The organism is Photorhabdus thracensis, assembly GCF_001010285.1.
GTDB classification, from domain to species: Bacteria; Pseudomonadota; Gammaproteobacteria; order Enterobacterales; family Enterobacteriaceae; genus Photorhabdus; species Photorhabdus temperata.
Genome location: NZ_CP011104.1, coordinates 3833782 through 3859282, shown reverse-complemented (window position 1 = coordinate 3859282; position 25501 = coordinate 3833782). Strand labels below are relative to the sequence as shown.

Genomic DNA, 25501 nt, shown 5'->3' with positions numbered 1-25501 from the left:
CGGTTTTTTTCAACCTTAGCTACTGCGGTGATGAAAGGGCTTGCGCCCTGATTTCTGACACTGGGGTTTTTGGTGTTGAGAAACAGCCATAATCTTCGGTACACAGCGCAGGAATAACCAGACCATACGCTGTATTTTCGTCTTTCGGCAACTCAACACCTACTGAGAAAAACATGATGACCTCCAAAGTCGGCGGGGATTTAATCCCCGCAAGGTTGAGAGTGTTTCATAGTGCTCTGGCACAATTTCCAGTGGTGCAAGACGGAATTACGCCGTTCTGATTTCAGAGAGCAAATCGGGGTGACGATCTAACACCTTAAGCAGCTTCACTAAAGCTAGCGACGGTTTAGTCTTGCCATTCTCGTAGCGCGAGAAAGCATTGATACCACCGCCGAAGATTTCAGAGGCTTCTCGCTGGTCAAGTGCGAGTTTTTTACGCACACTGGCAATGAAGCTAGGATCGACAATAGCTGCGTTGACCTGCTTCGAAAATGCGCGCATTTCGCACATAACACGCTCTGATTCCGCAGCGTCCAAAACAGATTCGGAGCAGGCAGGGCAGAAGTCGCCCGTTACAGCAGAAATGATTGTGGTTTCGCCCTTGTATGTATAGGGTAGATCGCGCGTATCGTGGATAAGTTCCGCTGTGCTGCAAAAAGGACATTTCATGTTTATAGCTCCTTGAAGGACACGATCAGCACGTCATCAATGACCGTCAGCTTCAGATACACATCACCCACATGTGTGTTTGGCCGGTACACGTCTTGCCAGACCGTATGATCAGCGTAAGTCGTCATACTCTTGTAGAAATCCGCTGGCGTGAGCGCCATCACTATGGCTAGCATGTCGGAGAACTCAAGTCCCAGCTCATTCGCACCAGCTAGCGCTGTATATGTGGTACGTACTTTTCTGGCTTCGATCAAAGTTTTGACAACTGATAACTTACAATGTGGTGTTCGTTTTTCCATAAAACAAATATTAACCTACTTGGTTATTCTAGTGCAATAGATATTATAACAGATTAACCGTATCTTGATTTCCGAAACCGTTTCAAACTATTATCTGCCCACTAAGTGTGACAACCTACATTTATCAACGCCAACTTGCATTCCATTGCCATGAACCCACAATAACTGAAAATGAGAATCCATCACCAACAACGGCCTCACCATGCTTTAGGAAGGGGAGGATGTCAATACAAGGGTCTCGTTTGGAATATTAACCCGGATCTTAGCTGATAAAGGTTAACTTTTGCGGCAGCCTCGGTAGGGCGGGGAGCATCAATATCACGTAATACGTTAATCCTAATGCCCCGGTATCTTAATCAAACTTCACGATAAAGATACCGGGGGATGTGGCTAAAATTAAAGTGTTATCTGGAGTTTTTCGACACCTCAAGCTTGGGCATAACGTGCCAGGGTATCTATGCTGGCCTTGTTAATATTGTTTTCCATAAGAAATACGAGCGGTTCATCGATTAGTTAATGTCCAAGAGGTGGGCAGCAGTTAAACTATACTAATTTTGAGGTTGACGCCACACGCCGCCGCATAGCGTTTAAGTGTCGCAACACTGGCTTTCATCGGGTTTTTTTCAACCTTAGCTACTGCCGGTGGGGTAATTCCCAGTCTTTCGGCTAACTGTGAACTGTTAATGCCCGCCCTGTTTTTCATGCTCTGTATCAGCTCGTAGAGTTCCTCTTCCTGTTTGGCTGCTTCATAAGCGGCCTGAGCTCCAGGGGATGAAAGGGCTTGCGCCCTGACTTCTGACCAAGGAATGCCTTTAACTTTCATTTGTCATCTCCTCTAATCTTTGCAATGCCAGTTTTATTTCTGACGCTGGGGTTTTTGGTGTTTTCTTGATAAATGTACGGAGTATGTAAATTCGCCGGCCAGTGGCATAAGCAAAAATGGTCCGGGTAATGTCTTTATTGCCAACTCTTAGCTGGAATAACCCGTCGCGCAACGGCTCTGTTGCCGGGTACCGCAGCGTATTCCCTCTGGCTTCCAGCTTATCAATCGCCAGTACCGTTTTACCTCGCATAACTTCGTCTAGCGATTGAATCTCGTTGTTAGCTTCTTCGTGAAATATCAGTTCAAACATACATACCCCCTTTGGGTAAAGACATTAACCCGCAGGTACATTTAAATCAAGGGTTAATTTAACTCATAGGTGAACTTCATCAATCAGCGTTAACACAATCAATTTTGGGGCAATAAGAGACAAAACAAGGCTATTAATTATCCTGACTAACCAATAAGGCATAGGTTATGGTGTTAACAGAGAATCTAACCCCCCTGGAGAAAAATGTCTTGCTTGGGATATGCCTGATGAAGTTTCTGAGTTGGTAAGACAAGAACAATGCTAATTTTTTGCTGATTTATCACCCAAAATGCGTTCATAATTCCATCATGGTTAATGCATTCCTCTTTAAGTCGTTAATTTGGTTATTTATTGATACGCGGATAGGTCCGATTTTTACCATTTTTAATCCCGTTTAATGCTTTAAGCAGCTGCCTTGGCAAAGAATGCTGCCAGTTAACGGGTTACAACAAACATTGGTTTAGTGGGAACAGTAGAGCAGGCAAAAAATGCCTATCCGAAAACAGGCGGACAAATTACAGGGAAAGTTTATGCTGACGACGATATTGAAGCCAAAGGGTGGATTGGGGCGACCAAACTGTATGATCATTTTGACCATGGTGGCTGGTCGCGTGCGTACAGCGAGGCGTTTCCCCCCTCAGCGGCAGTTGTTGGCGCCTATTCCCGTGATGAGTCCAATACCAAATTCGCGTACAAAACCTCACAGGAAACCTTCACCTGTGGCAACCTGCATGTTGATGCAACGCATGACTGGTCTGGTATTGAATTCAAAAAGCCGAGTGGTTACAACACCACGTTAAACTCCAATCCTGATAACAGCGAAAATATGCTGACTATCCGGTATAGGGATAAGAAAGATGACACAATGCACTATGTGGATATACGGAAAAAATCCGGCACGATGGCGTTGGTTGAACAGTTGCTCGGTGTCGGTCAGAAATGGACTGACGTTATATCCAATCGCCGAAATAAAACAACGTACACAAATTCCAGCGATAAACCCATCATTGTTTACATTGAATCAAACAGAACAGGAGCATCAAGCCCGTTCAGTATCGATATTACAGTCAGCGGGTTGCGGGTTGCTTACCGTTGGATAAGCGTTGATGAAATTGTGTCTCTATGTGCGATTGTCCCTCCTGGTGCAACATATCGTGTTAATGGTGGCTGGGGACAACCGTCTGAGTGGGTAGTGATTAATAATTGGATTGAGCTGAGGTAATGATGAAATATTACAAATCTAAAGACAATCAGGTTTATGCATACGAGTCAGACGGTTCTCAGAACGATTGGATTAAACCGGATTTAATCCTTGTCACAGAAGCTGAGGCTATGGCGATTGCAAACCCACCACCCACACCGGAGCAGTTACAACAACACGTGGAATATGAAAAACAATACCTACTCAGGACTGCCACAGAAAAAATCGATATCTACCAGGATGCAGTCGATTTGAGTATCGCCACCAACTCGGAAAAATTCGCATTAACCGAATGGCGTAAATACCGGGTGCTGCTCAATCGGGTGGATTGTACTACCGCACCCGATATCCAATGGCCGGATGTGCCGAAGTGAGAGCAGGGCCATTGCTGGCCCTCTGAATATTTTACTTCGGCATCTCAGGCCATGTAACATCAAGAGCCAGTGAAGTATCTACACGAGTGAGTAATACCCGATATTTCTTCCATTCGAGTAAAGCGGCTCTTTCTGCTTCAGTAGCAACTTCCAAATCAACAGAGTCTTGGAGTAACGAAAGTGTTTCATTCGCTTGTCGTAACAGTGTTGCTTGTTGTTGCTTGGCATTATTAATCTGACTGGATTTCAAGAGATCTTTATCAACTACCCACTCTTTGCCGTCCCATTTGTCATAGTCGGTGTCAGGTTTCTTGAAAGTCAGCGTATCGGGCAGCTCACCGATTTCAGTTATCTCACGTTTTTGACGAGTTTTCGTATCGTAAGCGATTTTTCCGCGATAGTCTGGGAGGATTTCCCAACATTTACCGTCCATGCTGCGGCAGACAGCCTCGTCATCAGATTTCGGTAACTCTGGAGCATCAGGATAAGCACCCGCCGATAAACTGACACCGAGCATCACATACTCGATATCAGAGCTCGTGAATTCTCTTGTTATCTGATTCGAGTGATAAACCTTTATCCACCCGGCCTGAGTGGCTAATCCGTCTTTACCCAATACGGCTGTTTCATGTTCTAAAGAATACTTTTGCTCTGTCATTATGCGGCTCTCACTATGTAGTTAAATGCGATGTTGCGAGGACGAGTTTCTCTTTGATTTTCATATTCTTGAATAATGTTATGCCAGCCACCATTGTCTGTTCCTGTTGCTGCGGAAAATCCAGTTTCTCTGTGCTTACCGTTTTTCCAGTTATCATTATCCCAGTAGCCGGCAATAGCAGATACTGGTGCTTGGCCCTCTTGGTAAGACAGCACTCCACGACCACTATCCACACCGCGGTTATCATCCCATCCTCGGATAAATTCACCTCTTAAATCGGGTACTCTGCCGTTGGGGTATGCCGCCGCTAATTGCGGATATGTGGATTTATTAAATGTTTGGCCGTTGCACGCAAGGTAACCTGATGGGGGATTTGGTTGCGGCCACGGGATAGGTGAGCCCACAGGGTAGGTATTGACTGCTCCCCCTCTTGTAAAGCCATTATTATTTAAAAAATATGCATAAAGATTTCCATCGGGATCAATGTATAGTTGACCTACATCACTACCTGCCGTACCGATATTAAGTCCTTTAACCCACCCCGAACTCCCGTTCCCGGATCCGCCCCAAGCCCCAACATAACTACGTGTCGGGATACTATTGACAAAAATAAATCCAGGAAAAGCCCCTACATCCTCAGCAGAAGGCTTATTTTTTGTGTTGTAGTCCCTACGCCAACCCGGATAGTACCCTTCACCATGATTAATATAAGTAAATTGTACGCTTGCGATACCGTTTCCGCTTGTTGTCGTCGGTGTTGTAACACGGATAGTCATTGCAGATTCTACGCCCATGACTTCAACCACAGCCCCCGCAAGACAGATATTGCCGCAGCCCGTATCGTTGATTATGCGATTGTCGGCATATGACCATGAGCCTTTGCACATCCAGTATGGAACATCAAAGGCCCCGTTTTGCTTAAGCCATACAATAAACTCTTTAGTGGTCCATGTGCCACCGCCGGTATTGATCGAGCCGCTATAGGCCCGACATGCTCCTACATCCTCAACAGTAGGTTTATTTGCGGTGTTATAGTCCCTACGCCAACCCGGATAGTACCCTTCACCATGATTAATATAAGTAAATTGTACGCTTGCAATACCGTTTCCGCTTGTTGTCGTCGGTGTTGTAACACGGATAGTCATTGCAGATTCTACGCCCATGACTTCAACCACAGCCCCCGCAAGACAGATATTACCGCAGCCTGTATCGTTGATTATACGATTGTCGGCATATGACCATGAGCCTTTGCACATCCAGTATGGAACATCAAAGGCCCCGTTTTGCTTAAGCCATGCAATAAACTCTTGAGTAGTCCATGTGCCCCCGCCTGTATTGATCGAGCCGCTATAAGCACGACACGCCCCCACATCCCCGGCACTCAAACTGATATCTCCGGTCAACACCTTGCCGTTCACTTTCCGACTACTCGGCACCGCATGATTGGCCTTATTCACCGTTTCCGCTAAACCAAGGTTTTTTATAAACTCACTCTTATTAGGGATATCTGTACCATTTTGATTTTTTGCCAACCGACTATTAGCATTATCTGTAGCCCTATTCGCTTCATCATGAGCATTTTTAGCCGCTACATTTGCCGTATTTGCAAAATCATACGCGCCCTTAACTGCTCTAGGAGTCGCAGCTAAGGTTTCATTCGCACTATCAGTAGCACTGCTTAACTGTACAATCCCCTTTTGGCTTAACGTAGCATCAGCAACGCTACTTAATTTGCCTTCAGCCATTTTTCTAACATCGTTCACCGCTTTCGGCGTTGCCGCCTGATCTTCTCTGTCAGAATTTGTCGCGTTGTTAAGTTGCGAAATTCCTTTCCGGGTAAGCAAAGCATCCGGAATTTCCGCAGTAATTTTTTGTTTTAACGCCAGGTCCAATTGCGCGACGAGTTTCTCAAGATCTCCATCATCAATAACATCCTCACCCGTTTTTTCTGCAATATATTTCCCAATCACCGCAGCGATAATTGAGGATTGCCGCCACACTTTATTGAGCTGTTCACTCCTTGCTATTCCTGATTTAAATCCCTCTTCAATAAAACCTAAGCTTTCATATTCTTCTTGCGATAATGTATTCGCGTTTTCACCAGTGGCAAACGCTTTAAAGTCATTTTTAGCCATTTCTAACCCTCAACGACATGGTAATTTACCGTTATTCCCATTGGTTTAATGGAGAGATAACCCTGACGGATAATTTCTTTGGTGATAGTACTAATTGATTTACCTTTTACTGTCACAGTGAATGACATATCCAAATTATCCTCAAAGGATATGGATATGTTATGGTTTGAATGAATAAAACTCAGGATGTTATTAAGTGATTCTCCCGTTCCATCCCAGTTGTTTTCCCCTATTTTGGCTTTAATCACGATTCGGTAATTGTTGTCATCCAAGTCGATATAACTTTTGTCACTATCAAACCGATCTTTCCAGGTACCGTAATCAAATCCCAATTCAGGTATATCAAAGGAGAAGTAATAGTATTCAATCGGAGCCTGGATTGTTCGGTTTCTCCCTACCCATTCACCGATAATATCAAGCTGTTTACCCACCGCTTTATCAAGGTCAAAACTGCTAATCAGTAAGTCATTTGTTAGTGCACTTTGGTTTAATATATCAGTAACCGCTTCAAGCATTCTGACGTATTTTTTACCCTCCATGTGATACGCCGGAATCAGTTTCATATATTTATTCATTCGAGCACCGTCACTATTTTTATATTTCCAGGTGAACAAGTCGGTGCTTCGTTAAAAGCAATGTTGATGTTCGCCGAGTTTGTTGTTAATGCTGTTTTACCTGCCATCACAGACAGGACTTCATATGTCTGACTGCCGTTTTTATTGCACAAGTTTGCCGGAACAAACAGGCGGGTAACATATATGCCATCACCAATGTAAAGTGAGTTGATATAGTCAGATATTTCTGTACGAATGCTATTCCCAATATCCGAGGTGTATCCGACAAAGGGTCTAATCTGAATTTCAACGTAGATTGGCACCAGCGTAGGACGATAGAAGTTTATCGTTTTTTCATTGCCAGCAATGTCTGTGACAATTTCAGCAGTGGTGCCAAATGTTGGTATGCCCGGCGTTTTCTTTTTTAAGATGGTCTGAGCAATTTCTTTCGAGTCTCCACCATCAATCACAATGGCTATACTGTGCGCAGGTATGCCATTTTCATCGGTTTGATCCGTGTCGTTGTCGTATCCCCGATAACGTGAGACGCCATGCAAATTGGCAATCGCGCCGATTAGTCCATCCATAATGGTTTGTGATGGCAACGCGACTGAAGCCGCCTGGCGTATTCGCAGTTCTGCATCAGATTCAATTCCCCGGCCAAGGGTGGCGGCAACCGGGTTTGTCACTGTTTGCCAACCCAGGGTTGGCGTAGCAATCTGATTAACTGTGTGAGGCAGCGCGCCAATCGCGCCGGTCTGTTGACATATGGCCGTCACAATAGCCTGTCCGTGTGTGTCGATAATCACTTCATCAGGGAGTGACCAGCTGTTTCCAGCGTCATCCCGCACGGAAGCGTTGCGAATAACGGTTCCTGCCCGACCAGTTACCAATACATCCACAGTTGAGTTACTGGAGCTTTTTCTGGTAATGCCATTGATTTTGACACTGCGGGAAAGTCCTTCACCCACCGCAGTTGTCGGGCTAAATGAGTTGTAGGAGGCAATGGTGGCGTTGTTACAACCGTGAACAACGTACGCGATCAGCGACAGAAAAACCCCGTCTTTACTGTCAGATTCAACGTAAATATCGTTCCCGTAGATATCCCTGAATATCGCCTTCCAGCCATTTAAGATGGTTTGATAATCAGGCGCGTTGATCCCGTTTTTATCAATAGCAGGTAGCATTGAGGTGATAATACTTTCATACATCAGCAGTTACTCCTGTCTGTCCATAAATCGTGTCAATCGTGGCGGTAATGGTGATTTTTCTTGTGTTGGGGTTTCTTTCACTACGGTAGTGGATAATTTCTGACACGCCCTGCGTTTGCAGTATTCGCTGTCTGATAATCAGGTCATAAAAACCCGATGTGCCTTTACCCAGTACTTTGTCGTAATCGGTTCCCTCCCGGTCATCAAGAAACCATTCGCCACTGCGCAGCATCAGGCGGGTTTTTACCGCCTGCGCGACCGCTTCCGGTGAGTTGATAAGAAAACTCGCGTCTCCACGACCAAATACATAGTCGTTATCAATTTCTCTTCTGTATCTCATTGCGGTTTCCTCGTGCTACCGCTACCGGTTTGTACACCACCGTGCGTATGGTTCATCAGGCTTATGCCACCCGCGGTCAGATCGTTGTTCACCGCGACCGGGCCTTGCAGGGTTGCTGTTCCACCACCCGCCCCCATTCCCTGCGATAAGTTGCCGTTAATGGTGACGTTGCCGTTCAGGGTGATTTCAGGTGAGGTGATTTCAGTACCGCCATGTGCAGTAGCAATGAGTTTTGCCGGTGTGATCACGGTGACATTATGGCTACCGGGATCGAGTTCGATATAAGCCGCGCCATCATCACTTCTTAGCTGCGCGGCGCTGATGCTGATATCGGCTATTTTTTGTTGCTGGGATTGTGGGCCAATAATCGCAAATCCATCGGACAGGTTGTGTTGCCGGGGATCTACCGGCTCTTGTATGCCGCCGGATTGCCACCAGTAATCAATACAGCGATCAGCAAATACCACCAGGCATTCATCACCCGCTTTTACCGGGAACGTTAACGTCACACCTCCGCCTCTTGGAAATATAACGGGTACATCGACTAGCAGCGGCAAGGATACGGATTCCAGTTCGCCGTCTTTTTTCCTGATTTTCCATCTGATGGCGGGTTGTGCTGTTACGGTGACCGCGTCAGCGTTAAATGATTGAATAATGCAGGGTAAAGAGACATACAATCCGGCGCTAATGACCTCTTGCATAGAAAAAAAGACCGCTTCGGGTCTATTTAGTCGTTCATCAGTATTTATCATCAGGTGTTTGCCTTATCTTTATCGCTCATTAATTTTTTCAGCAATGTGTGATCGCTTTTGGCAACACACATCATCTCCATGTACCAGTCGGTTCCGCGGGTGTCGCCGGAATAATTTACGCTGAAGACGATGTAATCACCGTCAGAATCCAATGCTGACGGTTGCTGTTTTGCATCTTTATGATTGTCAGATTTAGATGTTTCATCGCCAGAAGGCTCAACCGGCTTAATTGAGCGGTTATCCAGTCTGATTAATGTGCCGGGGCCGATATTGGGATTAATTAGGCATTTAACGTTAATACCAGCGCCGATGGTCTGTTCAGGCATACCAATCAGACCGGTTTTTAATGTAAGTACAACCGCCTCTGTCAGATATTTATTCCTGGGCACAATATGCAACTGGTTATCTTCGTAACGCCAGTTAGCATCACACTGCTTTGCCAGATTAGAAACTTCATTACGGTGCATACCAAAAAGCACTTTTCCCCTAGGGGATGCTGATTTGCGGAATTCCGGGCGCAGACCTGCGGTAATGCCATATTTGGCAATATCACGCATCAGTAAATGGTCTAAGTCTGCTTGCGAATACCCAGCAGCAATAGTGGTATTTACTGTCGCGTAATTGTGTGGCTCATCCCCATCCGCAGCTTGAATAACAACACAGGTATCGGTTGCACTTTCTCTCTTCACATGTGTGTATTGGATTTGGCCTGAAAATATTTGTCCTGAGTTCTCCTTGTAGCCCGCCACAAATTTAATTGTTTTAAACTCATTTCGGCGTAATTTATTACTGGTTTCGTCATTGAGGTTATATATTGTGAAAACACCCGTAGCCGGATAGGAGTGTTCAGCTCTGTTGATATTAAATATAATTTTCAGGTTTGATAAATCTATTTTTTCACCCTTTTCGTCTACAACGATAAGGTGACATTCTCTTATCCATTGTTTTGACATAATTCACCTAATTAACAGAAACAAAAAAACCGCAATTAAGCGGCACGTGTAACAAATCATGGGAAGTTAAAGGTTGTGGCTATAAAACTGCATCGGAATAAGATTCTATAAATGACAAAGGGCACCATCGCTGGCACCCATTCACAGGAACGGTGGGCTTGTCATCGCCTTTTTACCGTACCTGGCTTCCTTGTTCCCAAGAAGTCTCACAAGTCCCCGAAGGGTACATAAGATTGCTCCTTCTTTATTATCTAAAACCTTTACTGCCGCCAAAGTAGGATATTCAAGATATATTTTATTGCGGTCAAAAGATATAGCCATACTCGTTACTTGGCTTAAATTTTCCTATAACTAATTTAAACAAATGTATTATCCTTCATTTTTACCAAGTTAACTTACTACAAAGTATAATCTATCCTCCTTGCCAAGATTATTCCTGTAAGGTTTCTGCTGATTTATATCGCCATAAAAGACTAATGAACCATTAAAACCAAGATGACAATATTGTTCAAGCAGATTAACCCCAAAAACCAGCGGCAAGCCATTGATTATTGGCTCACTGTCTAGTGTCATAATATCCAGGATCCAACCTGCAATATCACGCCACATCAAACGCATTTTATAGTTAATTCCATTTAGCTGAACATCAAATTGCTGATTTTTAGGTGATAAAGGAATTTCTACAATCCCAACCATTTTTTACCTCGTTCTATAACAAAGTCAAGAATTCTTTGTGGTAATGACGGCTTCACCGTGACTTTGGTTCCGACATTAACCACAGGTGCAGTATCTTCAGAATGTTTCATATTTTCCGCCGGCGCGGTTTTATTCGGCGATGTTTCAACAATCATCACTTCACGTAAAGTTAAAGTGACTGACAGAACGTTTTCACTGGTTTGATCCGTCGTAACACTTATATTTTGAATTAACATGTTGTTGTATAAACGTTTCCCTGTCGCAACATCAAAAGGTTTATATGATGATTTTAGATCAAGCAGCTGTTGATATACCGCGCGCGGGTTGGTTCCCAAGCTCAACCCGGTAGCAATATCAAATACTTTTGTGGTATCCACAACATCAAGCAACGAACCACCACCAGCAAAACCTAAGCTCATTGTCACTTCTGATGGTGAGTCATAAGCATGATCACTGATTGTCGCCCCTTGCTGGACCGGGTGATCTGTTATATTAGATGTATCCGTATGGTTTTCTGAAATAACAACACTCGGTACAATGACACCTATTTTTCTCGTTTGCTGAGAAAACATGACTGATAATATATCCATTGTTATCTCACCTGTGTTTGCATATTTCTAAGTAGCATACTGTGAGTGCGTTCTACTGTTTCCCCGGTCAGTCTTGCTGCCTCTCTGGGAGATTCAACGCCGTTAACCTCAATATGATAATTTACTTCCCCTATCCCCCTCACATTATTGCCAGTGGGTATTGGCGCGTGCAGCAGTAAATGAGGAGTCAGTATCTGATGATTCATCATATTATTGATATTTGTCACCGCACCACTGATCATTCGGGGATCAATCGAAATATTTTTCAAAGAATGAGCGACATTATGCAGATGTCCAACCAATTTTGAGGGTTTATTCGCTGGCGGTGGCACTCCGGTAATTGCTGCCCTGATAAGTTCGGGTGAATAAGGATTGCCACCACTTTCCACTACCATCATGCTATCAATTAGCCTTTGCATCACATCAGGATCAGTGAGATCGAGGAACGTATTCTTAGAAACTCCCATCATTTTAGACACGTTGGCAATATAATCTTCCGTCTTATTACCATCTTTTGATGGTGCCCATGTTGGGATAATACTTGCAATGGTCTGTAGCTTTTTTCCGGTAGTTTGACCACGAAAATAACGTCTCAACTGATGGGCTGTACCTTTTAATCCACTGTATGCATCTGGATACTTAGCAAATCTGGGTTTTGGGCTATCTTCAAGTACTGCCCCTGTCTGATGTGCAAAGTTCATATTTAATGGATTATTATTCCGTACCCCTCTGGAAGACATTATTTTCTTCAGTTTTGCCCCTGTAAGCTCACTGTTAAAAACGTTCATCGACTGATTAGCTGTAGCTATTAAACCATGATGAGCATCATGCTGTTTAGCAACATCAGTCCTAAGATGATCTTTATTTAGTGGCTTATTCTTTCGTTTCTTTTTCGTTTTACTTAATTGGTCTGATACTTTACCAAGAATACCATCAGTAACTATTGTGTTGTGTCCTTTGTCGATTATGGTTTTCCTGACATCAAGTTGTTCCTGGTATTTTTCATACTTATCTTTGCTGAAAAACAGTGCCCAGTCAGAAGCAATATAGAGCCCATGCGTTGACATCCAGCTATCAAGTTGCTCAGATGTTATAAGTGGTTTTTTATTTGCTTCATATTCTCTTTGCCGCCGCATTAGAGTTTCACCCACGTTTTCGTGATTTCTTTTTGCTTCTTCCTGTAATGCATTTAACCGATTATTCAAATCAAAGAGTATACCCAGAGTGATTTTTCTTCCTGTGAATTTCCACAATTCATTCAGTGTCGCCAATAAACCTTTCGCTGAGATTTCCCCTTTGTCTAACCATTTAACTAATTCCTCAACTGCATTAAATATGTCATCACTATCGAGTATGCCCGTGGATTGACCAGCACAATCCATTGGTGTTTTTAATAACTGTTCACTTATCAATGAGACTAAAGAAGCCGTATTACAATGGTTGCTATTTGTATCACTGGCCTGAATATCCATGTTGGGCAAAAGCCCCTCAACATTTCCCGCAGCCTGGCTGATACCACTATCAATAGATTTAATTTTCTCAGTCGTTACGCCTATTTTCTGCAATTGCCCACCGAGCTTATCCAAGCCGTTAGCGATTTGAGTGATAAAATTAACCACAGCTAATGTTGCGTTTTCAATTTCCGCCCGCATTTTGAGAACGTTAGACGTGACTTCGGTGATAACAGCCATGAATTTACGCTGCCCCACCTCATCAATATCAAACCTAAGTGACACCAGGAAATCTTCAATTGTTTCAGGGTTATTGCTCACTTCGCCACCTCTCTATCATGGCCTCATTTTCCGATTTAACGTCAAGGGCATCATTCATCAGTGCAATATCAGCCAGGTCAAGAACGCCATCTTTTAAAGATTCATAGCGGCACATACCCGCAATGACCGGGCGTAACAGGTAATCACGCCCCTCCGGTAAGGTTTCAAAATTTAAGCTGGCTCGTCCTGAGATTACACTGCGCTCTCTAATGGGGCGGGAAAAAAATTTCCCAGTGAGTCTCTGACAATAAAACCCACAATTTTCAGCAGCTCTAAGCCATTGATGTCATCGAACATCAATACCTGACCATTAGATTCATAAATTTTGCTCCAGATACCATTCTGTTCACGGGAAACCACTGATAAGCAAATATCATTAATTTCATGTCGGTTGGATTTTCCCAGCGCATTGATTGATTCAACCAGATAAGGGAGCAATTCTTCAAAACCGGTCTCATTTTCATCATTTCTGGCTGTAACAAGCTTTTTCATGAGCGGTCCAAGTGCCGGAATGGCCGGCGCCAAAGCCACTGCCAGATCCTGTTGCTGAAAAGCGTTTAGCTTGCCGCCGCGATACTTTTTACCGTCAATTTCAAATTCCATAATCCCCCCTTAAAACTTATCCGCAAAATCGCTCAAGCCACCGAAATATAAGTCCAATGCTGGCTTGAGCGTTGTTTCAGCGTCTATGAAGTCAGCTTGTTAGAATGTGCCTAACATGATGTCGATTTTTCCGCAATCAAATACCCAGGCAACGGTATTGCCGGCTTTGGCATTCTGCAAATCCGGCTGCTTCTGAAATGCAACAGAACGGGCAACAGCCGTGTCGTTACTCTGCTTATTACGAATCACAATCACGTTATTGCCCCATGCCGCCGATGAAAGCGATTGTGTACTCAGCATCGCGTTCAGTTTGGCATTTACCGGGCTGGTTTTAAGTAAATTAACGGTGATGGTGCCAGATTTGGACGCATGCAATGAATGCATCACTTCACCGTCTGCCCCTGTGGTCATGGTGTTTTTGCTGTCTGACATTGTGACGGTGATACCCTCATCAGAGAGGGCTGCGCCGTTGCCAAGATCAAAAGAACCGCCGACTCCGGTAATAGATGCGGAGACATCAAGAAAAGAATATGTAGCCATTTTCAACCCTTATCTGTTTACATTAATAATGACATCAGCGTAGTGAACAGCCCCTGCTAATTTGATAGCACACTGGATAACCGGTGCTTTGCGGGCTTCCCTATCCGCCTGCGCTTGTGTCGCAATGGGTGGCGCGTAAACGTAATAACCTTTTGTTAATGTCGCACCGGTATTCAATGCACCAAAAGGATCGCCCCCCCATACACCATGAGCGATCAATCCATTGGTCACCGCTTGATCAAGTGACTGTTCAACATTGGTAATCAGACGCGTGACACCTTCATCAGTCTGTGGGATCTTGCTGGTACTGGTGTAAAGCAAGTTATAAAGATTGTTTTGAACGTAATTCTGTAACCAATCCAGGCTGTGGCGCTCGTCAATAAAATCGCCGTTTGCCATGACGCCTTCCTGAATAATGGCCGTGTCGTTGTTGTATTTAACAAAAACGTTGCCGTTTTTCTTCTTCAAGGCGTTAGCTTGAGTTGCTGTCAGGCTTTCCGCCGTCACAGCCGGTTCCTGTTTGAATTTCAGGGTAATGGTGGTGTTATTGCCATTGAAATTGACGGTAAACATCCGTCCCATCAGAGATGCGGCGGTATACGGTTTACCGGATGAATATTGCCAGAGCGTACGCTGATAGTTTCCGCCTTTCAGTTGTGATCCGATATCGGTAGCAACATCAGCCTCCAATGCGTCTATTTTCTGTACTGTATGCCCATAGATACGAGAAACAGACGCGGATTCGATGTAGTCGGCAACAGACAAAATATCTTTATCTGTCAGCGTGTCATCAGCAATAACCAGCCCGTACCAACCACTGGACAGCGCTCCTAATGTTGCCACCGCCTCAGCAATCGTTTCTGCTTTAGTCGGTTCGGTCACCATAGCGCCAGAAATTTCGTCCAGTTTTAACAGTTCACCAATATAAGTTCCGGTCGTTGCCGGTAAGATATAATCCATAGCGCCCGAAGAATGCGGTACGATGGTGAAACGTGAAGATGCCATGTCATAAGTGACCGAACAATCTTTCAACTTATCCTCTACCCGTTGGGCAACGCCATTAAGATTCGTCTCTTTACTCAAATCAATGCCGCTGCATATCACCTCTTTACCATTAATCATTAATTTAAAAGAGCCATCCGTCACAGCAGTAAACTTACTGATCATTTGCTGTTGCTTGTTTAATATTGCACTCTGCAAAGAGGAAATAACGTTGTCTTTAGCCCATCGACCGATATACAAATCCACCGGGCGTGGCGACTGGGAGTAATAAAGCGCTGCGGCCTGATATTCCGGTGAAGTCAGGCCAAAATCAGTACCGACACCATCAATATCGGAATACAGACGTAAACGTTCTTGAGTGTTGATCACGTTGCTTGCGCCGACTATCAGTAACGCACCAAAGTTCCGGGACTGGGCCGCATGAGGAGCCATATTCAACGTGACATTGATAATGTTTGAAACAGGTAAACCCTGCATAATTTAATCTCCAAAGAATTTGACAGGCGCTTCCACCAGTGATTTAACACCGTATTCACGCACTACTTTTCGCCGCAAGGTGATCGTCATGTCATAACAACGCACCCACTGGTTATTGATAAGTTCAGGTAAAGCAGTCAGCTGGCTGGATTTATCTACTGAGAGGCCGAAACGTCCCAATTCGTCATTGTTCTGACTGACCGCCAGTCCATCACGAAAACAGGTGCCGTATCGTTGGCAGTTCGGGCCATAAAATGAAACCAGGCATTCGATTTCTTCATGACGCCATAATTCAGTACTTTCTTCGGTCTGGTTCTCAAAAGCAGGCGTAACATCCGAAATAAAAGCCATAATGCCAAAGTCACACCCGTCATCATCCACCGGTAACGGTGGCGATTCTACGGATGTCCATCGGGAACGCACTTTATCGTCAGGTAAACCAGAGACACCACTCACCCAACAACTCAGTGTGTGCTCCAGTTCTTCATCGTACTCAGGCCCAGGAGTGACAGACGTTAACCAACCAGCTTTATCACTACCGTTGCTCATCAAAAACACCTCCATCAAACAGCAATAACCCACCATGTGCCTGGGTAAACCAAGCGCAATGCAAGCTCCGTTCCCAGTAGCGGGTTATGATTGATTTAACAGGGATACCGACCGCAAAAATAAGGAAATAGGCGTAAGCGATTCGCGGTGGCAAATACGAAAAAGGCCGCAACAAAGTGCGACCTTGACAATTGTTATTTAAATTTTCATTTCTATCGGTACATAATAGCAGATGCTGCAAGAGCCGAATGAAATAAGCCCCGATAAGAATATCGGGGCTTATTAGCTTTAGCGCTTATTCGCAACTTTAACTGATTAGTACACTACCATAGCTTTTTGCGTACGCGTAAGCTTTTTGTGCTCTCGTATTTCATCATCCATTTCTAACTTAATATCGAGCATAGCCAGACATCCCTGTACAAAACTTTCTCCCTTTTGTAACCGGGAACGCACTTCAATATCCGATACTTCAAGTAAACGCGCTATAGACCGTTTGGAAAGCCCTAAAGCGTAGTACATAAATAAAACTTCAATTTCTTCAGACTTATCTACCGTTTGCAGCTTTGCTATACAAGCATCAATGATCAAGCCATCGTTATCACAGCAGGAAGGACGCAATGGACGAGTTGACGTAATCAGCCCTTTAAATCCAGCAGCGATTGGTGGCCAATTGACACCTGTGTCATCATCAACCCAACCGCCCCAACGCTCTAAAACTTGTTGAATATTGCGCATACATTTTGACCTTTTAACTTTTAGTAACAAATAGTAGTAAAAATTATTTTCGGAATGGTCTCATGCATCCATGCATTCGGTATTATAACAAACTCCTCATTCTCTATTTCTGTATTTCTGTATTTCTGTATTTCTGTATTTCTTTGTTGCTTAACCACATCGTTTAAATACATCCTCTTACTGAATTTATTAAATGAAAATACTAAACACCCCTATTCCGACCAGGCTTAACTTAGAGGTAAACTCAGAGCATCGTTGTTAATCCAGATGTCTATAAGGTGTTTTTCTTCCTCATCTAAATATTTCTTATTTAACTTTATAAGCTTCTCTTAATCCTCTAATATACCTTCTCTGAAAACACTCAGAACCTAAAACAACACGAATATTCTTTACTGTTTCTCGAAAATCTTCAAACAACATACCAGCTCCTTTTATTATAAGATAAAAAAATACATTAAATAAAAAATAGCACAAATTTTTTATCTCACAGATATTAAAGTGAAAAAAACATTCTGGATCGGCTTTAAAATCGGTCGTAAAATGCAAGTTTCCACACCGAAATCAACGATACAGAAATCATACTGTTGGTATGGCAATAAACGACAAACCAGCGTAAATACGGGATTTAACCAACAGTGTTTCAAATATCTTAACCAGATTAAACAAAGTATTTAAGGCATAAATAGGACTAATGTTGCCAACAACAAATTACCAATTATCGGGTAAATATCCATGCGAAAAGTTTTAACGCTATCAAATATATCTGTCTTTGACCAACGAGTTTTTAACTCATACTATTCAATAAACAGTTCGCAGAAAATATTTTTCTAGTCTAAAGCTACTTTTATCTAATACGTTTTTACAATATCAATACCTTCCGCTATCTCTGCCATGCCTCATCTCTTTTTTTCCCGACGCTCATCAGACTAATAGATAAATACACGCCATAGCAAACATTTTCTTACGCCTGAAAGACTGACATCACAAACACTAATATTTTTCTCTGTTAACTTTGACAAGCATAAATAAACCCGTATCACCTGAAAGTTTGTATTTATTTTATTTCGGGTTTATCTGTTTCAATCTGATGAACTGTTAATTTTATGCAGGTACCTATACCTTTAATTCAATATCCGTTTTAACAAGAAATTGTAACGAAAAACAGTGGATTTTACTGTATATATAAACAGCATTTCTGTGCGGCAGGCATGAAAAAAGCCGCCATCTTCTATAAAGATGGCGGCTTCTCATTTGATTTGGTGCCGGCTACCGGAGTCGAACTGGTGACCTACTGATTACAAGTCAGTTGCTCTACCAACTGAGCTAAGCCGGCGGATTTCAAGGGTAGCCCCTGAAAGCGAGCGCAGTATATGACAATCCGATGCAAACAATCAAGCATAAATAATAAATTATGTAAAAACACCGCCAAAACCCTATCATTAGTGACCTATTCAACGACATACAACTATCTCAAGGCACTTTGGCAAAACTACTACCGCATATTCTCGGTATCAAAAAGCGCGTCACTTTTGACAAATCAGAAATAACAAAGAAATGCTTTATTATAATTTATCACCTATCAGAAGATAGCCACTGGTCATGAAATAGCCTTATGGTCTGACAGCAATAGAAGACAGGACATTCAAAGTCGCCAAATTATATGAAGGTTTGTTAGCATGTTAAAAAGCAACAAGACAAATTTTCAAAGAGTGGATAGGAAACCATTCCGGTATCCAATTAGGCTTATTTTTAATACGCCTAAGGCAAGCTATAGCAGATTTTTTATCCTTAACCAAACAGTAACCCTTCCACTTAGCTTTAATTTATTACCATCCGAAAATAGTTGACTACTATAAATGCAATATGATATTTAAATTAGACGCAAATCAAAAAACTAAATCAGGTATGCGCTAGGATTAGGTATAAACTAGATCATTTCCATGTGTTATTGTAACTCAAATTATTAATTATGAGGTAAATTATGCTGGGCAAAAATAACTTAATTGCACATCAAGTTTTTTTTACCTTCAAGGATGGAATAAACTGGGATAGTGAAAAGGCTATATTAGCAGAGAAAGTGACTTTAAATCATATAAATGAGATAAGTGAAATTAAAGGATGGTTTTGCGGTCGCAGTACAGTAGATAGAAAGCAATCGGTTGATTTTAGTTTAATTGGTTACTTTGAAAGTTATGAAGACCTAAATATATATATAAATCATGCGGATCATGTAAAAGGCGCAGTACTATGGAAAGAAATCAGTACATGGACCGTTTCGGATATTATTATCGACAAAAATAAATTAATCAATTTTGCTCAGTTAATAGGAAAGTAGTATGGAGTTTGACGAAAATCTGCATAAAAGCGTAATCGTTATTGCTGATAGCCTGCCACTCGGTTTGGCAATGAATGCCTTAAGTGTCATTAGTGTTTCAATCGGTAAAACGATTAATGGAATCGTCGGGCACGATGTTTTTAGTAAAGACAGCATTTGTTATCCCGGTGTTGTTAAAACGCCTCTACCTATTTTGAAAGCAAGCCATGATGTCCTGGATGCTATTCATCATAAATTAAAATCTGACGATAATTTTAAGTTGAGCCCTTTTTCCTGCTTGGCTCAATCATGCAGAACATATGAGGAATATGAAGGGAAATTATCTGCTGAACATTCGGATGAATTAAAGTTATCTGGAATTGGCATAGTTGGACCAAAGAAAGATATCAATAAACTCACTGGCAACTTACCACTTTACAGGTAACACATTATGTATTCTATTTTTAGAAGCGATCTTCATGAATCAGGGCTGAAATACCTGGCTGAATTAAAGCAATATATGTCTGGCAAGATAGATTCATCTGCACTGGAAAAAATACAATATAAAAAATTGAAAGAAATCATCAATTATGCAAAAGATGGATCATCTTTCTATAATGAGCGCCTGAATGCAATAAATTCGAATGATGATAACAACTTATCTTCACTCATTGAAAAACTTCCCTTTACAACAAAGTCAGATTTAAGTAAAGCAGGGAACACAATATCTTCTGATAGCCTGAGTAACGCCTGGATATATTATGAAACAACAGGTACAACCGGGCCTTCAACACCTTGTCCCCGTAATGAAATAGATTCTTTAGTGAATAATAGTTTTCTGACACTGCAATATGAGTCTATTTTTAATCAGGAAGGTAAACAACATATTATTGGCATCATGGGGCCAACGGAATTGCACTCCACCGGCGATACATTTGAAGATGTATTTCGCAGCTTAGGACATACCGTCATCAAAATGTGGCCTCGTTCACCTGTTGTCGGCATGCACAGAGTGCTGAGGCTAATACAAGATCTCAAAATAACTGCTTTAGTTTGTACCCCTGCGGTCGCTGCTGAGTTGCTAAAATATTGCCGGAACAATGGATGTAATCCACAGAAATTAGGTATCGAAATCATTTTAGTGCTTGGCGAACTCATTACACCAAACAGATTAAGAAACTTATCCCGCAACTGGGGAGCTAAAATTTACAACTGCATGTATGCATCTCAAGAAACCTCTATTTTAGCGGCTTGCAACGATACAAATAAGCTTATTACTATTCCATTCAATAATTACTATGAGCTGATTTGTCCTTTTACTCATCAAAAATTAAATGTTGGTGATAACCACGTTGCCGGCGAATTAGTGATTACACACTTATATAAAGGGAATAAGCCACTGATTCGATACAGAACCGGAGATATGGTTCGATGCAAAGCAATAGGCTTAGAGAGCTGGGAAATAGAGCCTATCGGCAGAGTAAAAGATGTATTAGTGTTGAACAATGCCAATGTGTACGCTTTTGATATTGAAAACGCAGTATTTGAAGAGCTTGAATATTGTTTTGAATACTTTATCGAAATCAACAATACATCTGGTACAGATGAACTGAAAATAACGTTAGAGCCAAGTGATGAATTAAATAATGCTTCACTCATTAATAAAATAAAGGAAAAAATGGAATCCAAGTTCAATATGAAGGTCAATGTGCATGTAGGCGATGTCGGCGGGCTGATTGGCACAGCGGCAATGGTCAGCTGGAAAGCCGCACGGATCCATGATCTGAGAGATGATAGTAACAATATTGAGCGAAATTCAGCTTTAGAAATCATGAAAAAGAGGGCAGCTAAATGACAACCAATATCGTCAGTCCGGTTCATAAAGATTGGATCGTATTTCTGGACGGAGAATATATTAACTTTAGCAGCGCAACCTTTCTCGCCAGTACCCAAGCTTTAAATTATGGCACCGGTATATTCGAAGGGATACGGGCTTATTGGGACCAGGATAACAACCAGCTTAATTTATTTAGAGTACATGAGCACTATGAACGGTTGATTCAATCTGCAAAAACACTGAAAATTGAATTACCTTATACCAGTCATGAATTGACCGATATTACCAAAAATATCATTATTAAAAACGGATTTAAACAAGACATTTATATCAGACCATTGGCGCTTAAAAAATCATTAATGCCTGGTGAAAAATTTGGCGTTAAGTTAAGTGGTGTAGACTCAACCCTCTGTATTAATATGCTACCTATGGGCACTTACGCTAAAAAAACAGCGTCCAAGTGTCTTATTTCAAAATGGCAGCGCGTATCAAATACAGCGATTCCCTCTTCTGCAAAAATTACCGGCACCTATGTTAATTCTGCACTTGCTTACGAAGATGCCAAAGAACATGGCTTTGATGATGCGATTATGCTGAATGAACAAGGCATGTGTGCAGAAGCAAGTACATCAAACGTTTTTATTGTTAAAGATAATTGTGTTATTACACCATCGCTTGATTCTGGCATTCTTAATGGAATAACCAGACAATCTGTTTTCGATATTTGTAAATTTCACAATATTCCCTGTATTGAGTCAGAAGTTCGACAAAAGGATCTCTATGAAGCAGATGCCTGTTTCTTAACAGGTACTGGCATTGAAATATCAATTGTTTCGCAAATAGACGATATATCATATATTCAAAAAGAAGATTCCATAGCCAATGTTATCGCTAAAGATTATCAAGAAATAGTGAGAGGCAGAATCGGTGAGTTTTCACATTGGTTAAATCCGGTTTATTAGTGTAAGTCCAGGAGACACCATGGAGTGTGTTTTTTTTAGTTTCGACAAAGATACATTTGATGTTTTAAATATAGCGACTTTAGGCCCGTCAGGTACAAGTAGTGAGCAATCCGCTATCCGTTTTGGTGAGTTTGCAATTGAAAATAAAGTAGCCAAAAGTTACCAGGTTGTCCTATGTAATACTTACGAAGAAGCCAGCAGTCACATTATTTTAAAGAACTGCCAGGCATTAGTGGTAGCCAATGCTTATTACAACATTAGTGAGTTTTATATGGACAATAGATTTAATTTGTCAGCCGCATTTTTAAATTACACACCGAATTATGGGATAGCTATTCGTGACGAATTAACTAAAGATAACATAGTCATTGCAACCCATCCGGCACCAAAGGCGTTAATCCCAGAATTGTTGCCTGATAACCTGAAAATCGCAGATATCATTTTTAAAGACTCAACAAGTTCAGCCGCGAAAGCGGTTGCCAATTCAGAGGTAGATGCCGCACTAACGACAGAAGTGGCAGCAAAATTACACAAACTAAAATTTATTTCTCATATTCGACCAATTAAAATGCTTTGGTCAGTATTTACATCTGCATAAGAGCCAATATCGCTCTGAAATATGCAACTATATAGATCTATTTAAAATTTCGATATACGGAGGTTATTATGTCTTTACTTACTTTACACTCAATTACTACCACACCTGAAAAGAGCAAGAAATTACTCCAGAGTTCCATTGATGATTTTGGCTGGGTACCTAACCAAAGTGGTTATATGTCGGAATCTCCTTCACTATTAGCCGCTTATCAACGCGCACATGACTTATTTATTGATAGTTCACTGAATGAAGAAGAAAAAGCGGTGGTGTGGATTACAACTGGAATAGAAAATGGTTGTGACTATACCGTTCAGGCACATGCTTTTATTGCCGTTCATAATGGCGTGGATAAAAAAACGGTTAAAGCATTAATTGAAAAAACCGATGATCTCTCCCCACGATTATTAGCACTGCGTGAATTCACTGTAGAAGTTATTTACTGCCGGGGTCAATTAAAAAAAAGTGCCATTGATTTGTTTTTAAGCCGTGGTTTCAGTAAAGAAAATATGTTGGATGTTGTGTTAGGTGTTTCTCAAAAGAATATGTCTACCATTCTCAATAGCATTGCCGGAACTGAAATTGATGATAATTTCAAGCTGGGCGATCTTTAACTGATCACTGATATTGAAAGGCATTAATATGCTTTATGTCGATAAAGAAGCCGTTGTACGTTATTTGACGATGGAACTTAGCCTTAAGCTAAGTGAAATAGCCTTTAAATTGCAATCGGAAAGGAAAGTAGAGCAACCTTTACGCAATATCGTGAAAGGCGAAGACGGCAGCTTAATGGGCACCATGCCAATTTATATAAAGGAAGGGCCATATAAAGGATTTGGGTTAAAGTCGGTAGTAGTGAGGTTTCAAAGTAATGGTAATAAGCCTTCACACGTTGGTAGTGTGCTGATTTACGACGAACCAAGTGTTTCAGGTATGGCTGTAGTAGATGCCGGAGCTATTACCGAAATTCGTACCGCAGCCGCTTCTGCTTATGCAACCCATCTTCTCGCTGCAAAAGATGCCAGCCGATTGGCGATACTTGGCACTGGCCTACAGGCAAGAGCACATTTGCAAGCCATGTTATATGTGCGTCCTATTAAGGAAGTCACCTTATGGGGTCGCAGTGAGGAAAGATGCCGTGAGTTTGCCACATGGTGTGATAAAACTCTCAACCTTGCTATTTCGATCAAAGCCTCACCTGCTGAGGCGGTGCTTAATAGTGACATTATTTGCACAACAACAGCATCACGAGACCCTATAATCAGTAGAAAAGAGTTACCGGCTAAATGCCATGTCAATGCCATTGGCGCTTCGGCATTGGGCTTCCAGGAATTAAACGAAGATGTGTATAGCAATACCACCCTGTTTACTGATTCCAACGAATCGGTATTCGCCGCCTCGCAATCTGTCATTAAGGCACGGGGGAAAGGCATTCTCAGCGAATCCATTGGGATAGAAATTGGTACCGTTTCTCAATCTCATGCCAGTTTGTCCGGGCAAGGTGTAACTATATTCCAATCCGTCGGTTTGGCAGTCCAAGATATGGTATTTTCCCGGGAAGTCATTCGACAACTAACAAAAATACCTTAACTATTTCAGATAAAATTGTCACTTGCATACGCAAGTGACATTATCTATGTTTAATTATTTCGATATGTTATTTTTGAGAGGAAATATATGCTAGAAGTGTCACAAATACTCACTTATACAGCGGCACTTGCTGTTGCGGCCGCGATACCAGGCCCTGGTATGGCTGCCGTGGTTGCCAGAAGCGTGAATGGTGGCGCGTTAACTGCATTTAGTATGTTGTTTGGTCTGGTTATTGGCGATCTAACTTATTTGTCTTTTGCTGTATTTGGTTTATCCATTATTGCCAGCCACTTTGACACTCTATTTGCTGTTGTGAAATGGGGCGCTGCATTATATTTGAGTTATTTGGCATGGCAATTCTGGTTTGCAGATCATCAACCCATTGGTGAAGGCCAATCAACAAATAAAAAAGAACTGGCTGCGGCATGGTTATCTGGTCTAACCATAACGTTAGGCAACCCTAAAACTATTGCCTTCTATCTTGCGCTGTTGCCTTTGGTCATTAACATGGAATCTATCTCGTTGCAAATCTGGGGTTTCATGTTGGTACCATTGACTATTTTTGTCTTACTCGCCGTGGGAGCGGTATTTATTTTCGGCGCCCTCAGCATTCGGCATCTGTTATCAAGCCAGCGTGCGCAACAGCTTATGTATAGGGGCGCATCGGTTATTATGTTAGGGGCTGCGGTCGCTATGCTGATTCAAAAAGCTTAGTTTCTTATTCTTTCCACGGTTTTATTGAATAAGAGTCTATCCCAGCAGACGTTGTTGTTGCATGTCATTCTTATCAATAAATCGTGGACACCACAATGAAAAAACCCCATGCACAACATGCATGGGGTTAGTATTTGGCGGAAGGATAGAGATTCGAACTCTAGGATGGTTTCCCATCGGCGGTTTTCAAGACCGCTGCCTTCGACCGCTCGGCCATCCTTCCATGGCGCAGGATTATGCTCTATA

At 42.2% G+C, this 25501-nt stretch carries 30 protein-coding genes, 2 tRNA genes and 1 pseudogene; 10 read left to right on the top strand and 23 right to left on the bottom strand.

The window, feature by feature from the left end; all coding sequences use genetic code 11:
* Positions 1 to 76: 76 nt before the first annotated feature.
* The 5 genes and pseudogenes from VY86_RS23635 to VY86_RS16595 all read right to left on the bottom strand — a co-directional run.
* Positions 77 to 175, bottom strand: a pseudogene (locus VY86_RS23635) (type II toxin-antitoxin system HicB family antitoxin); the annotation flags it as partial.
* A gap of 92 nt (positions 176 to 267) precedes the next feature.
* Positions 268 to 669, bottom strand: coding sequence for a type II toxin-antitoxin system MqsA family antitoxin (locus VY86_RS16610; RefSeq protein ID WP_036840106.1), 402 nt, complete (start codon positions 667 to 669; stop codon positions 268 to 270).
* Between the two features lie 2 nt (positions 670 to 671).
* Positions 672 to 968 (bottom strand): type II toxin-antitoxin system MqsR family toxin, encoded by a 297-nt coding sequence (locus tag VY86_RS16605; RefSeq protein WP_021325247.1) that lies wholly within the window; start codon positions 966 to 968, stop codon positions 672 to 674.
* Between the two features lie 538 nt (positions 969 to 1506).
* On the bottom strand, positions 1507 to 1791 hold the full coding sequence (locus tag VY86_RS16600; protein WP_023044887.1) for a helix-turn-helix domain-containing protein: 285 nt from the start codon (positions 1789 to 1791) through the stop codon (positions 1507 to 1509).
* Positions 1781 to 2101: a type II toxin-antitoxin system RelE/ParE family toxin gene (locus VY86_RS16595; protein ID WP_023044886.1), complete on the bottom strand. Its 321-nt coding sequence runs from the start codon at positions 2099 to 2101 to the stop codon at positions 1781 to 1783. The genes VY86_RS16600 and VY86_RS16595 overlap by 11 nt, the downstream gene beginning before the upstream one ends.
* A 463-nt stretch (positions 2102 to 2564) precedes the next feature.
* Between VY86_RS16595 and VY86_RS16590 the strand changes: the two genes are divergently transcribed.
* Together VY86_RS16590 and VY86_RS26250 are read left to right on the top strand one after the other, a co-directional pair.
* Positions 2565 to 3323 (top strand): hypothetical protein, encoded by a 759-nt coding sequence (locus VY86_RS16590; RefSeq protein WP_046975786.1) that lies wholly within the window; start codon positions 2565 to 2567, stop codon positions 3321 to 3323.
* Positions 3323 to 3676 (top strand): tail fiber assembly protein, encoded by a 354-nt coding sequence (locus VY86_RS26250; RefSeq protein WP_052760864.1) that lies wholly within the window; start codon positions 3323 to 3325, stop codon positions 3674 to 3676. The genes VY86_RS16590 and VY86_RS26250 overlap by 1 nt, the downstream gene beginning before the upstream one ends.
* Before the next feature lie 31 nt (positions 3677 to 3707).
* On the opposite strand, the gene VY86_RS16580 is transcribed toward VY86_RS26250, so the two are convergent.
* From VY86_RS16580 to VY86_RS16495, 17 genes are all read right to left on the bottom strand, one after another.
* Complete coding sequence (locus VY86_RS16580; RefSeq protein ID WP_046975785.1) at positions 3708 to 4334, bottom strand: tail fiber assembly protein; 627 nt, start codon at positions 4332 to 4334, stop codon at positions 3708 to 3710.
* Entirely contained in the window at positions 4334 to 6226 is a 1893-nt protein-coding gene (locus VY86_RS26005; RefSeq protein ID WP_476641829.1) for a tail fiber protein, read from the bottom strand. The genes VY86_RS16580 and VY86_RS26005 overlap by 1 nt, the downstream gene beginning before the upstream one ends.
* A gap of 245 nt (positions 6227 to 6471) precedes the next feature.
* The gene (locus VY86_RS16565) at positions 6472 to 7044 is read right to left on the bottom strand and encodes a DUF2612 domain-containing protein (RefSeq protein ID WP_023043959.1); all 573 of its coding nucleotides are present in this window, start codon (positions 7042 to 7044) and stop codon (positions 6472 to 6474) included.
* Positions 7041 to 8234, bottom strand: a complete 1194-nt coding sequence (locus VY86_RS16560; RefSeq protein ID WP_046975784.1) for a baseplate J/gp47 family protein — start codon at positions 8232 to 8234, stop codon at positions 7041 to 7043. Before VY86_RS16560 ends, VY86_RS16565 begins: the two co-directional genes overlap by 4 nt.
* Positions 8227 to 8574 (bottom strand): contractile injection system sheath initiator, encoded by a 348-nt coding sequence (locus VY86_RS16555; RefSeq protein ID WP_021325264.1) that lies wholly within the window; start codon positions 8572 to 8574, stop codon positions 8227 to 8229. The genes VY86_RS16560 and VY86_RS16555 overlap by 8 nt, the downstream gene beginning before the upstream one ends.
* The gene (locus tag VY86_RS16550) at positions 8571 to 9326 is read right to left on the bottom strand and encodes a Gp138 family membrane-puncturing spike protein (RefSeq protein ID WP_023043956.1); all 756 of its coding nucleotides are present in this window, start codon (positions 9324 to 9326) and stop codon (positions 8571 to 8573) included. Before VY86_RS16550 ends, VY86_RS16555 begins: the two co-directional genes overlap by 4 nt.
* Entirely contained in the window at positions 9326 to 10279 is a 954-nt protein-coding gene (locus tag VY86_RS16545) for a phage protein (RefSeq protein ID WP_023043955.1), read from the bottom strand. Before VY86_RS16545 ends, VY86_RS16550 begins: the two co-directional genes overlap by 1 nt.
* A gap of 390 nt (positions 10280 to 10669) precedes the next feature.
* Positions 10670 to 10975, bottom strand: a complete 306-nt coding sequence (locus VY86_RS16535; protein ID WP_046975782.1) for a phage baseplate plug family protein — start codon at positions 10973 to 10975, stop codon at positions 10670 to 10672.
* Entirely contained in the window at positions 10960 to 11565 is a 606-nt protein-coding gene (locus VY86_RS16530; protein WP_046975781.1) for a phage baseplate protein, read from the bottom strand. The genes VY86_RS16535 and VY86_RS16530 overlap by 16 nt, the downstream gene beginning before the upstream one ends.
* Positions 11566 to 11567: 2 nt before the next feature.
* Positions 11568 to 13337 carry a hypothetical protein gene (locus VY86_RS16525; RefSeq protein ID WP_046975780.1) on the bottom strand — a complete coding sequence of 590 codons (1770 nt, stop codon included), beginning with the start codon at positions 13335 to 13337 and terminating at the stop codon, positions 11568 to 11570.
* Positions 13327 to 13452, bottom strand: coding sequence for a DUF6889 family protein (locus tag VY86_RS26000; RefSeq protein ID WP_021325270.1), 126 nt, complete (start codon positions 13450 to 13452; stop codon positions 13327 to 13329). The genes VY86_RS16525 and VY86_RS26000 overlap by 11 nt, the downstream gene beginning before the upstream one ends.
* 77 nt (positions 13453 to 13529) lie before the next feature.
* The gene (locus tag VY86_RS16520; protein WP_046975779.1) at positions 13530 to 13940 is read right to left on the bottom strand and encodes a phage tail assembly chaperone; all 411 of its coding nucleotides are present in this window, start codon (positions 13938 to 13940) and stop codon (positions 13530 to 13532) included.
* A gap of 99 nt (positions 13941 to 14039) precedes the next feature.
* Positions 14040 to 14480, bottom strand: coding sequence for a DUF3277 family protein (locus tag VY86_RS16515; RefSeq protein WP_021325272.1), 441 nt, complete (start codon positions 14478 to 14480; stop codon positions 14040 to 14042).
* A 9-nt stretch (positions 14481 to 14489) separates the two neighbouring features.
* Entirely contained in the window at positions 14490 to 15959 is a 1470-nt protein-coding gene (locus VY86_RS16510; RefSeq protein ID WP_082111253.1) for a DUF3383 domain-containing protein, read from the bottom strand.
* 3 nt (positions 15960 to 15962) lie between these two features.
* A complete protein-coding gene (locus tag VY86_RS16505) occupies positions 15963 to 16511 on the bottom strand; it encodes a phage neck terminator protein (protein WP_420800616.1) in 549 nt (182 codons plus the stop codon).
* 312 nt (positions 16512 to 16823) lie between these two features.
* Positions 16824 to 17243, bottom strand: coding sequence for an antiterminator Q family protein (locus VY86_RS16500; RefSeq protein ID WP_036840887.1), 420 nt, complete (start codon positions 17241 to 17243; stop codon positions 16824 to 16826).
* 1257 nt (positions 17244 to 18500) lie between these two features.
* Positions 18501 to 18576: transfer RNA gene (locus tag VY86_RS16495), tRNA-Thr, on the bottom strand.
* A 648-nt stretch (positions 18577 to 19224) separates the two neighbouring features.
* On the opposite strand from VY86_RS16495, the gene VY86_RS16490 reads away from it, so the two are divergent.
* The 8 genes from VY86_RS16490 (at position 19225) to VY86_RS16455 (ending at position 25255) form a co-directional block, all read left to right on the top strand.
* On the top strand, positions 19225 to 19578 hold the full coding sequence (locus tag VY86_RS16490) for a Dabb family protein (RefSeq protein ID WP_046975777.1): 354 nt from the start codon (positions 19225 to 19227) through the stop codon (positions 19576 to 19578).
* A 1-nt stretch (position 19579) separates the two neighbouring features.
* On the top strand, positions 19580 to 20002 hold the full coding sequence (locus tag VY86_RS16485) for a DUF2000 domain-containing protein (RefSeq protein WP_046975776.1): 423 nt from the start codon (positions 19580 to 19582) through the stop codon (positions 20000 to 20002).
* Between the two features lie 6 nt (positions 20003 to 20008).
* Positions 20009 to 21412, top strand: a complete 1404-nt coding sequence (locus VY86_RS16480) for a phenylacetate--CoA ligase family protein (protein WP_046975775.1) — start codon at positions 20009 to 20011, stop codon at positions 21410 to 21412.
* Positions 21409 to 22356 (top strand): branched-chain amino acid transaminase, encoded by a 948-nt coding sequence (locus tag VY86_RS16475; RefSeq protein WP_046975774.1) that lies wholly within the window; start codon positions 21409 to 21411, stop codon positions 22354 to 22356. Before VY86_RS16480 ends, VY86_RS16475 begins: the two co-directional genes overlap by 4 nt.
* 19 nt (positions 22357 to 22375) lie before the next feature.
* Positions 22376 to 22954, top strand: coding sequence for a prephenate decarboxylase (locus VY86_RS16470; protein WP_046975773.1), 579 nt, complete (start codon positions 22376 to 22378; stop codon positions 22952 to 22954).
* A gap of 68 nt (positions 22955 to 23022) precedes the next feature.
* On the top strand, positions 23023 to 23565 hold the full coding sequence (locus VY86_RS16465) for a carboxymuconolactone decarboxylase family protein (protein ID WP_046975772.1): 543 nt from the start codon (positions 23023 to 23025) through the stop codon (positions 23563 to 23565).
* Positions 23566 to 23593: 28 nt separating this feature from the next.
* The gene (locus VY86_RS16460; protein WP_046975771.1) at positions 23594 to 24541 is read left to right on the top strand and encodes an ornithine cyclodeaminase family protein; all 948 of its coding nucleotides are present in this window, start codon (positions 23594 to 23596) and stop codon (positions 24539 to 24541) included.
* Between the two features lie 87 nt (positions 24542 to 24628).
* Entirely contained in the window at positions 24629 to 25255 is a 627-nt protein-coding gene (locus VY86_RS16455; protein ID WP_046975770.1) for a LysE family translocator, read from the top strand.
* A gap of 135 nt (positions 25256 to 25390) precedes the next feature.
* On the opposite strand, the gene VY86_RS16450 is transcribed toward VY86_RS16455, so the two are convergent.
* Positions 25391 to 25478: transfer RNA gene (locus VY86_RS16450), tRNA-Ser, on the bottom strand.
* Positions 25479 to 25501: the final 23 nt, after the last annotated feature.

Bases quoted from the DNA above. Each gene is read 5' to 3' on its own strand.
- VY86_RS16610 (WP_036840106.1), bottom strand. From the start codon at position 669: ATGAAATGTCCTTTTTGCAGCACAGCGGAACTTATCCACGATACGCGC.
- VY86_RS16605 (WP_021325247.1), bottom strand. From the start codon at position 968: ATGGAAAAACGAACACCACATTGTAAGTTATCAGTTGTCAAAACTTTG.
- VY86_RS16600 (WP_023044887.1), bottom strand. From the start codon at position 1,791: ATGAAAGTTAAAGGCATTCCTTGGTCAGAAGTCAGGGCGCAAGCCCTT.
- VY86_RS16595 (WP_023044886.1), bottom strand. From the start codon at position 2,101: ATGTTTGAACTGATATTTCACGAAGAAGCTAACAACGAGATTCAATCG.
- VY86_RS26250 (WP_052760864.1), top strand. From the start codon at position 3,323: ATGATGAAATATTACAAATCTAAAGACAATCAGGTTTATGCATACGAG.
- VY86_RS16580 (WP_046975785.1), bottom strand. From the start codon at position 4,334: ATGACAGAGCAAAAGTATTCTTTAGAACATGAAACAGCCGTATTGGGT.
- VY86_RS16565 (WP_023043959.1), bottom strand. From the start codon at position 7,044: ATGAATAAATATATGAAACTGATTCCGGCGTATCACATGGAGGGTAAA.
- VY86_RS16560 (WP_046975784.1), bottom strand. From the start codon at position 8,234: ATGTATGAAAGTATTATCACCTCAATGCTACCTGCTATTGATAAAAAC.
- VY86_RS16555 (WP_021325264.1), bottom strand. From the start codon at position 8,574: ATGAGATACAGAAGAGAAATTGATAACGACTATGTATTTGGTCGTGGA.
- VY86_RS16550 (WP_023043956.1), bottom strand. From the start codon at position 9,326: ATGATAAATACTGATGAACGACTAAATAGACCCGAAGCGGTCTTTTTT.
- VY86_RS16545 (WP_023043955.1), bottom strand. From the start codon at position 10,279: ATGTCAAAACAATGGATAAGAGAATGTCACCTTATCGTTGTAGACGAA.
- VY86_RS16535 (WP_046975782.1), bottom strand. From the start codon at position 10,975: ATGGTTGGGATTGTAGAAATTCCTTTATCACCTAAAAATCAGCAATTT.
- VY86_RS16530 (WP_046975781.1), bottom strand. From the start codon at position 11,565: ATGGATATATTATCAGTCATGTTTTCTCAGCAAACGAGAAAAATAGGT.
- VY86_RS26000 (WP_021325270.1), bottom strand. From the start codon at position 13,452: ATGTGCCGCTATGAATCTTTAAAAGATGGCGTTCTTGACCTGGCTGAT.
- VY86_RS16520 (WP_046975779.1), bottom strand. From the start codon at position 13,940: ATGGAATTTGAAATTGACGGTAAAAAGTATCGCGGCGGCAAGCTAAAC.
- VY86_RS16515 (WP_021325272.1), bottom strand. From the start codon at position 14,480: ATGGCTACATATTCTTTTCTTGATGTCTCCGCATCTATTACCGGAGTC.
- VY86_RS16510 (WP_082111253.1), bottom strand. From the start codon at position 15,959: ATGCAGGGTTTACCTGTTTCAAACATTATCAATGTCACGTTGAATATG.
- VY86_RS16500 (WP_036840887.1), bottom strand. From the start codon at position 17,243: ATGCGCAATATTCAACAAGTTTTAGAGCGTTGGGGCGGTTGGGTTGAT.
- VY86_RS16490 (WP_046975777.1), top strand. From the start codon at position 19,225: ATGCTGGGCAAAAATAACTTAATTGCACATCAAGTTTTTTTTACCTTC.
- VY86_RS16485 (WP_046975776.1), top strand. From the start codon at position 19,580: ATGGAGTTTGACGAAAATCTGCATAAAAGCGTAATCGTTATTGCTGAT.
- VY86_RS16480 (WP_046975775.1), top strand. From the start codon at position 20,009: ATGTATTCTATTTTTAGAAGCGATCTTCATGAATCAGGGCTGAAATAC.
- VY86_RS16475 (WP_046975774.1), top strand. From the start codon at position 21,409: ATGACAACCAATATCGTCAGTCCGGTTCATAAAGATTGGATCGTATTT.
- VY86_RS16470 (WP_046975773.1), top strand. From the start codon at position 22,376: ATGGAGTGTGTTTTTTTTAGTTTCGACAAAGATACATTTGATGTTTTA.
- VY86_RS16465 (WP_046975772.1), top strand. From the start codon at position 23,023: ATGTCTTTACTTACTTTACACTCAATTACTACCACACCTGAAAAGAGC.
- VY86_RS16460 (WP_046975771.1), top strand. From the start codon at position 23,594: ATGCTTTATGTCGATAAAGAAGCCGTTGTACGTTATTTGACGATGGAA.
- VY86_RS16455 (WP_046975770.1), top strand. From the start codon at position 24,629: ATGCTAGAAGTGTCACAAATACTCACTTATACAGCGGCACTTGCTGTT.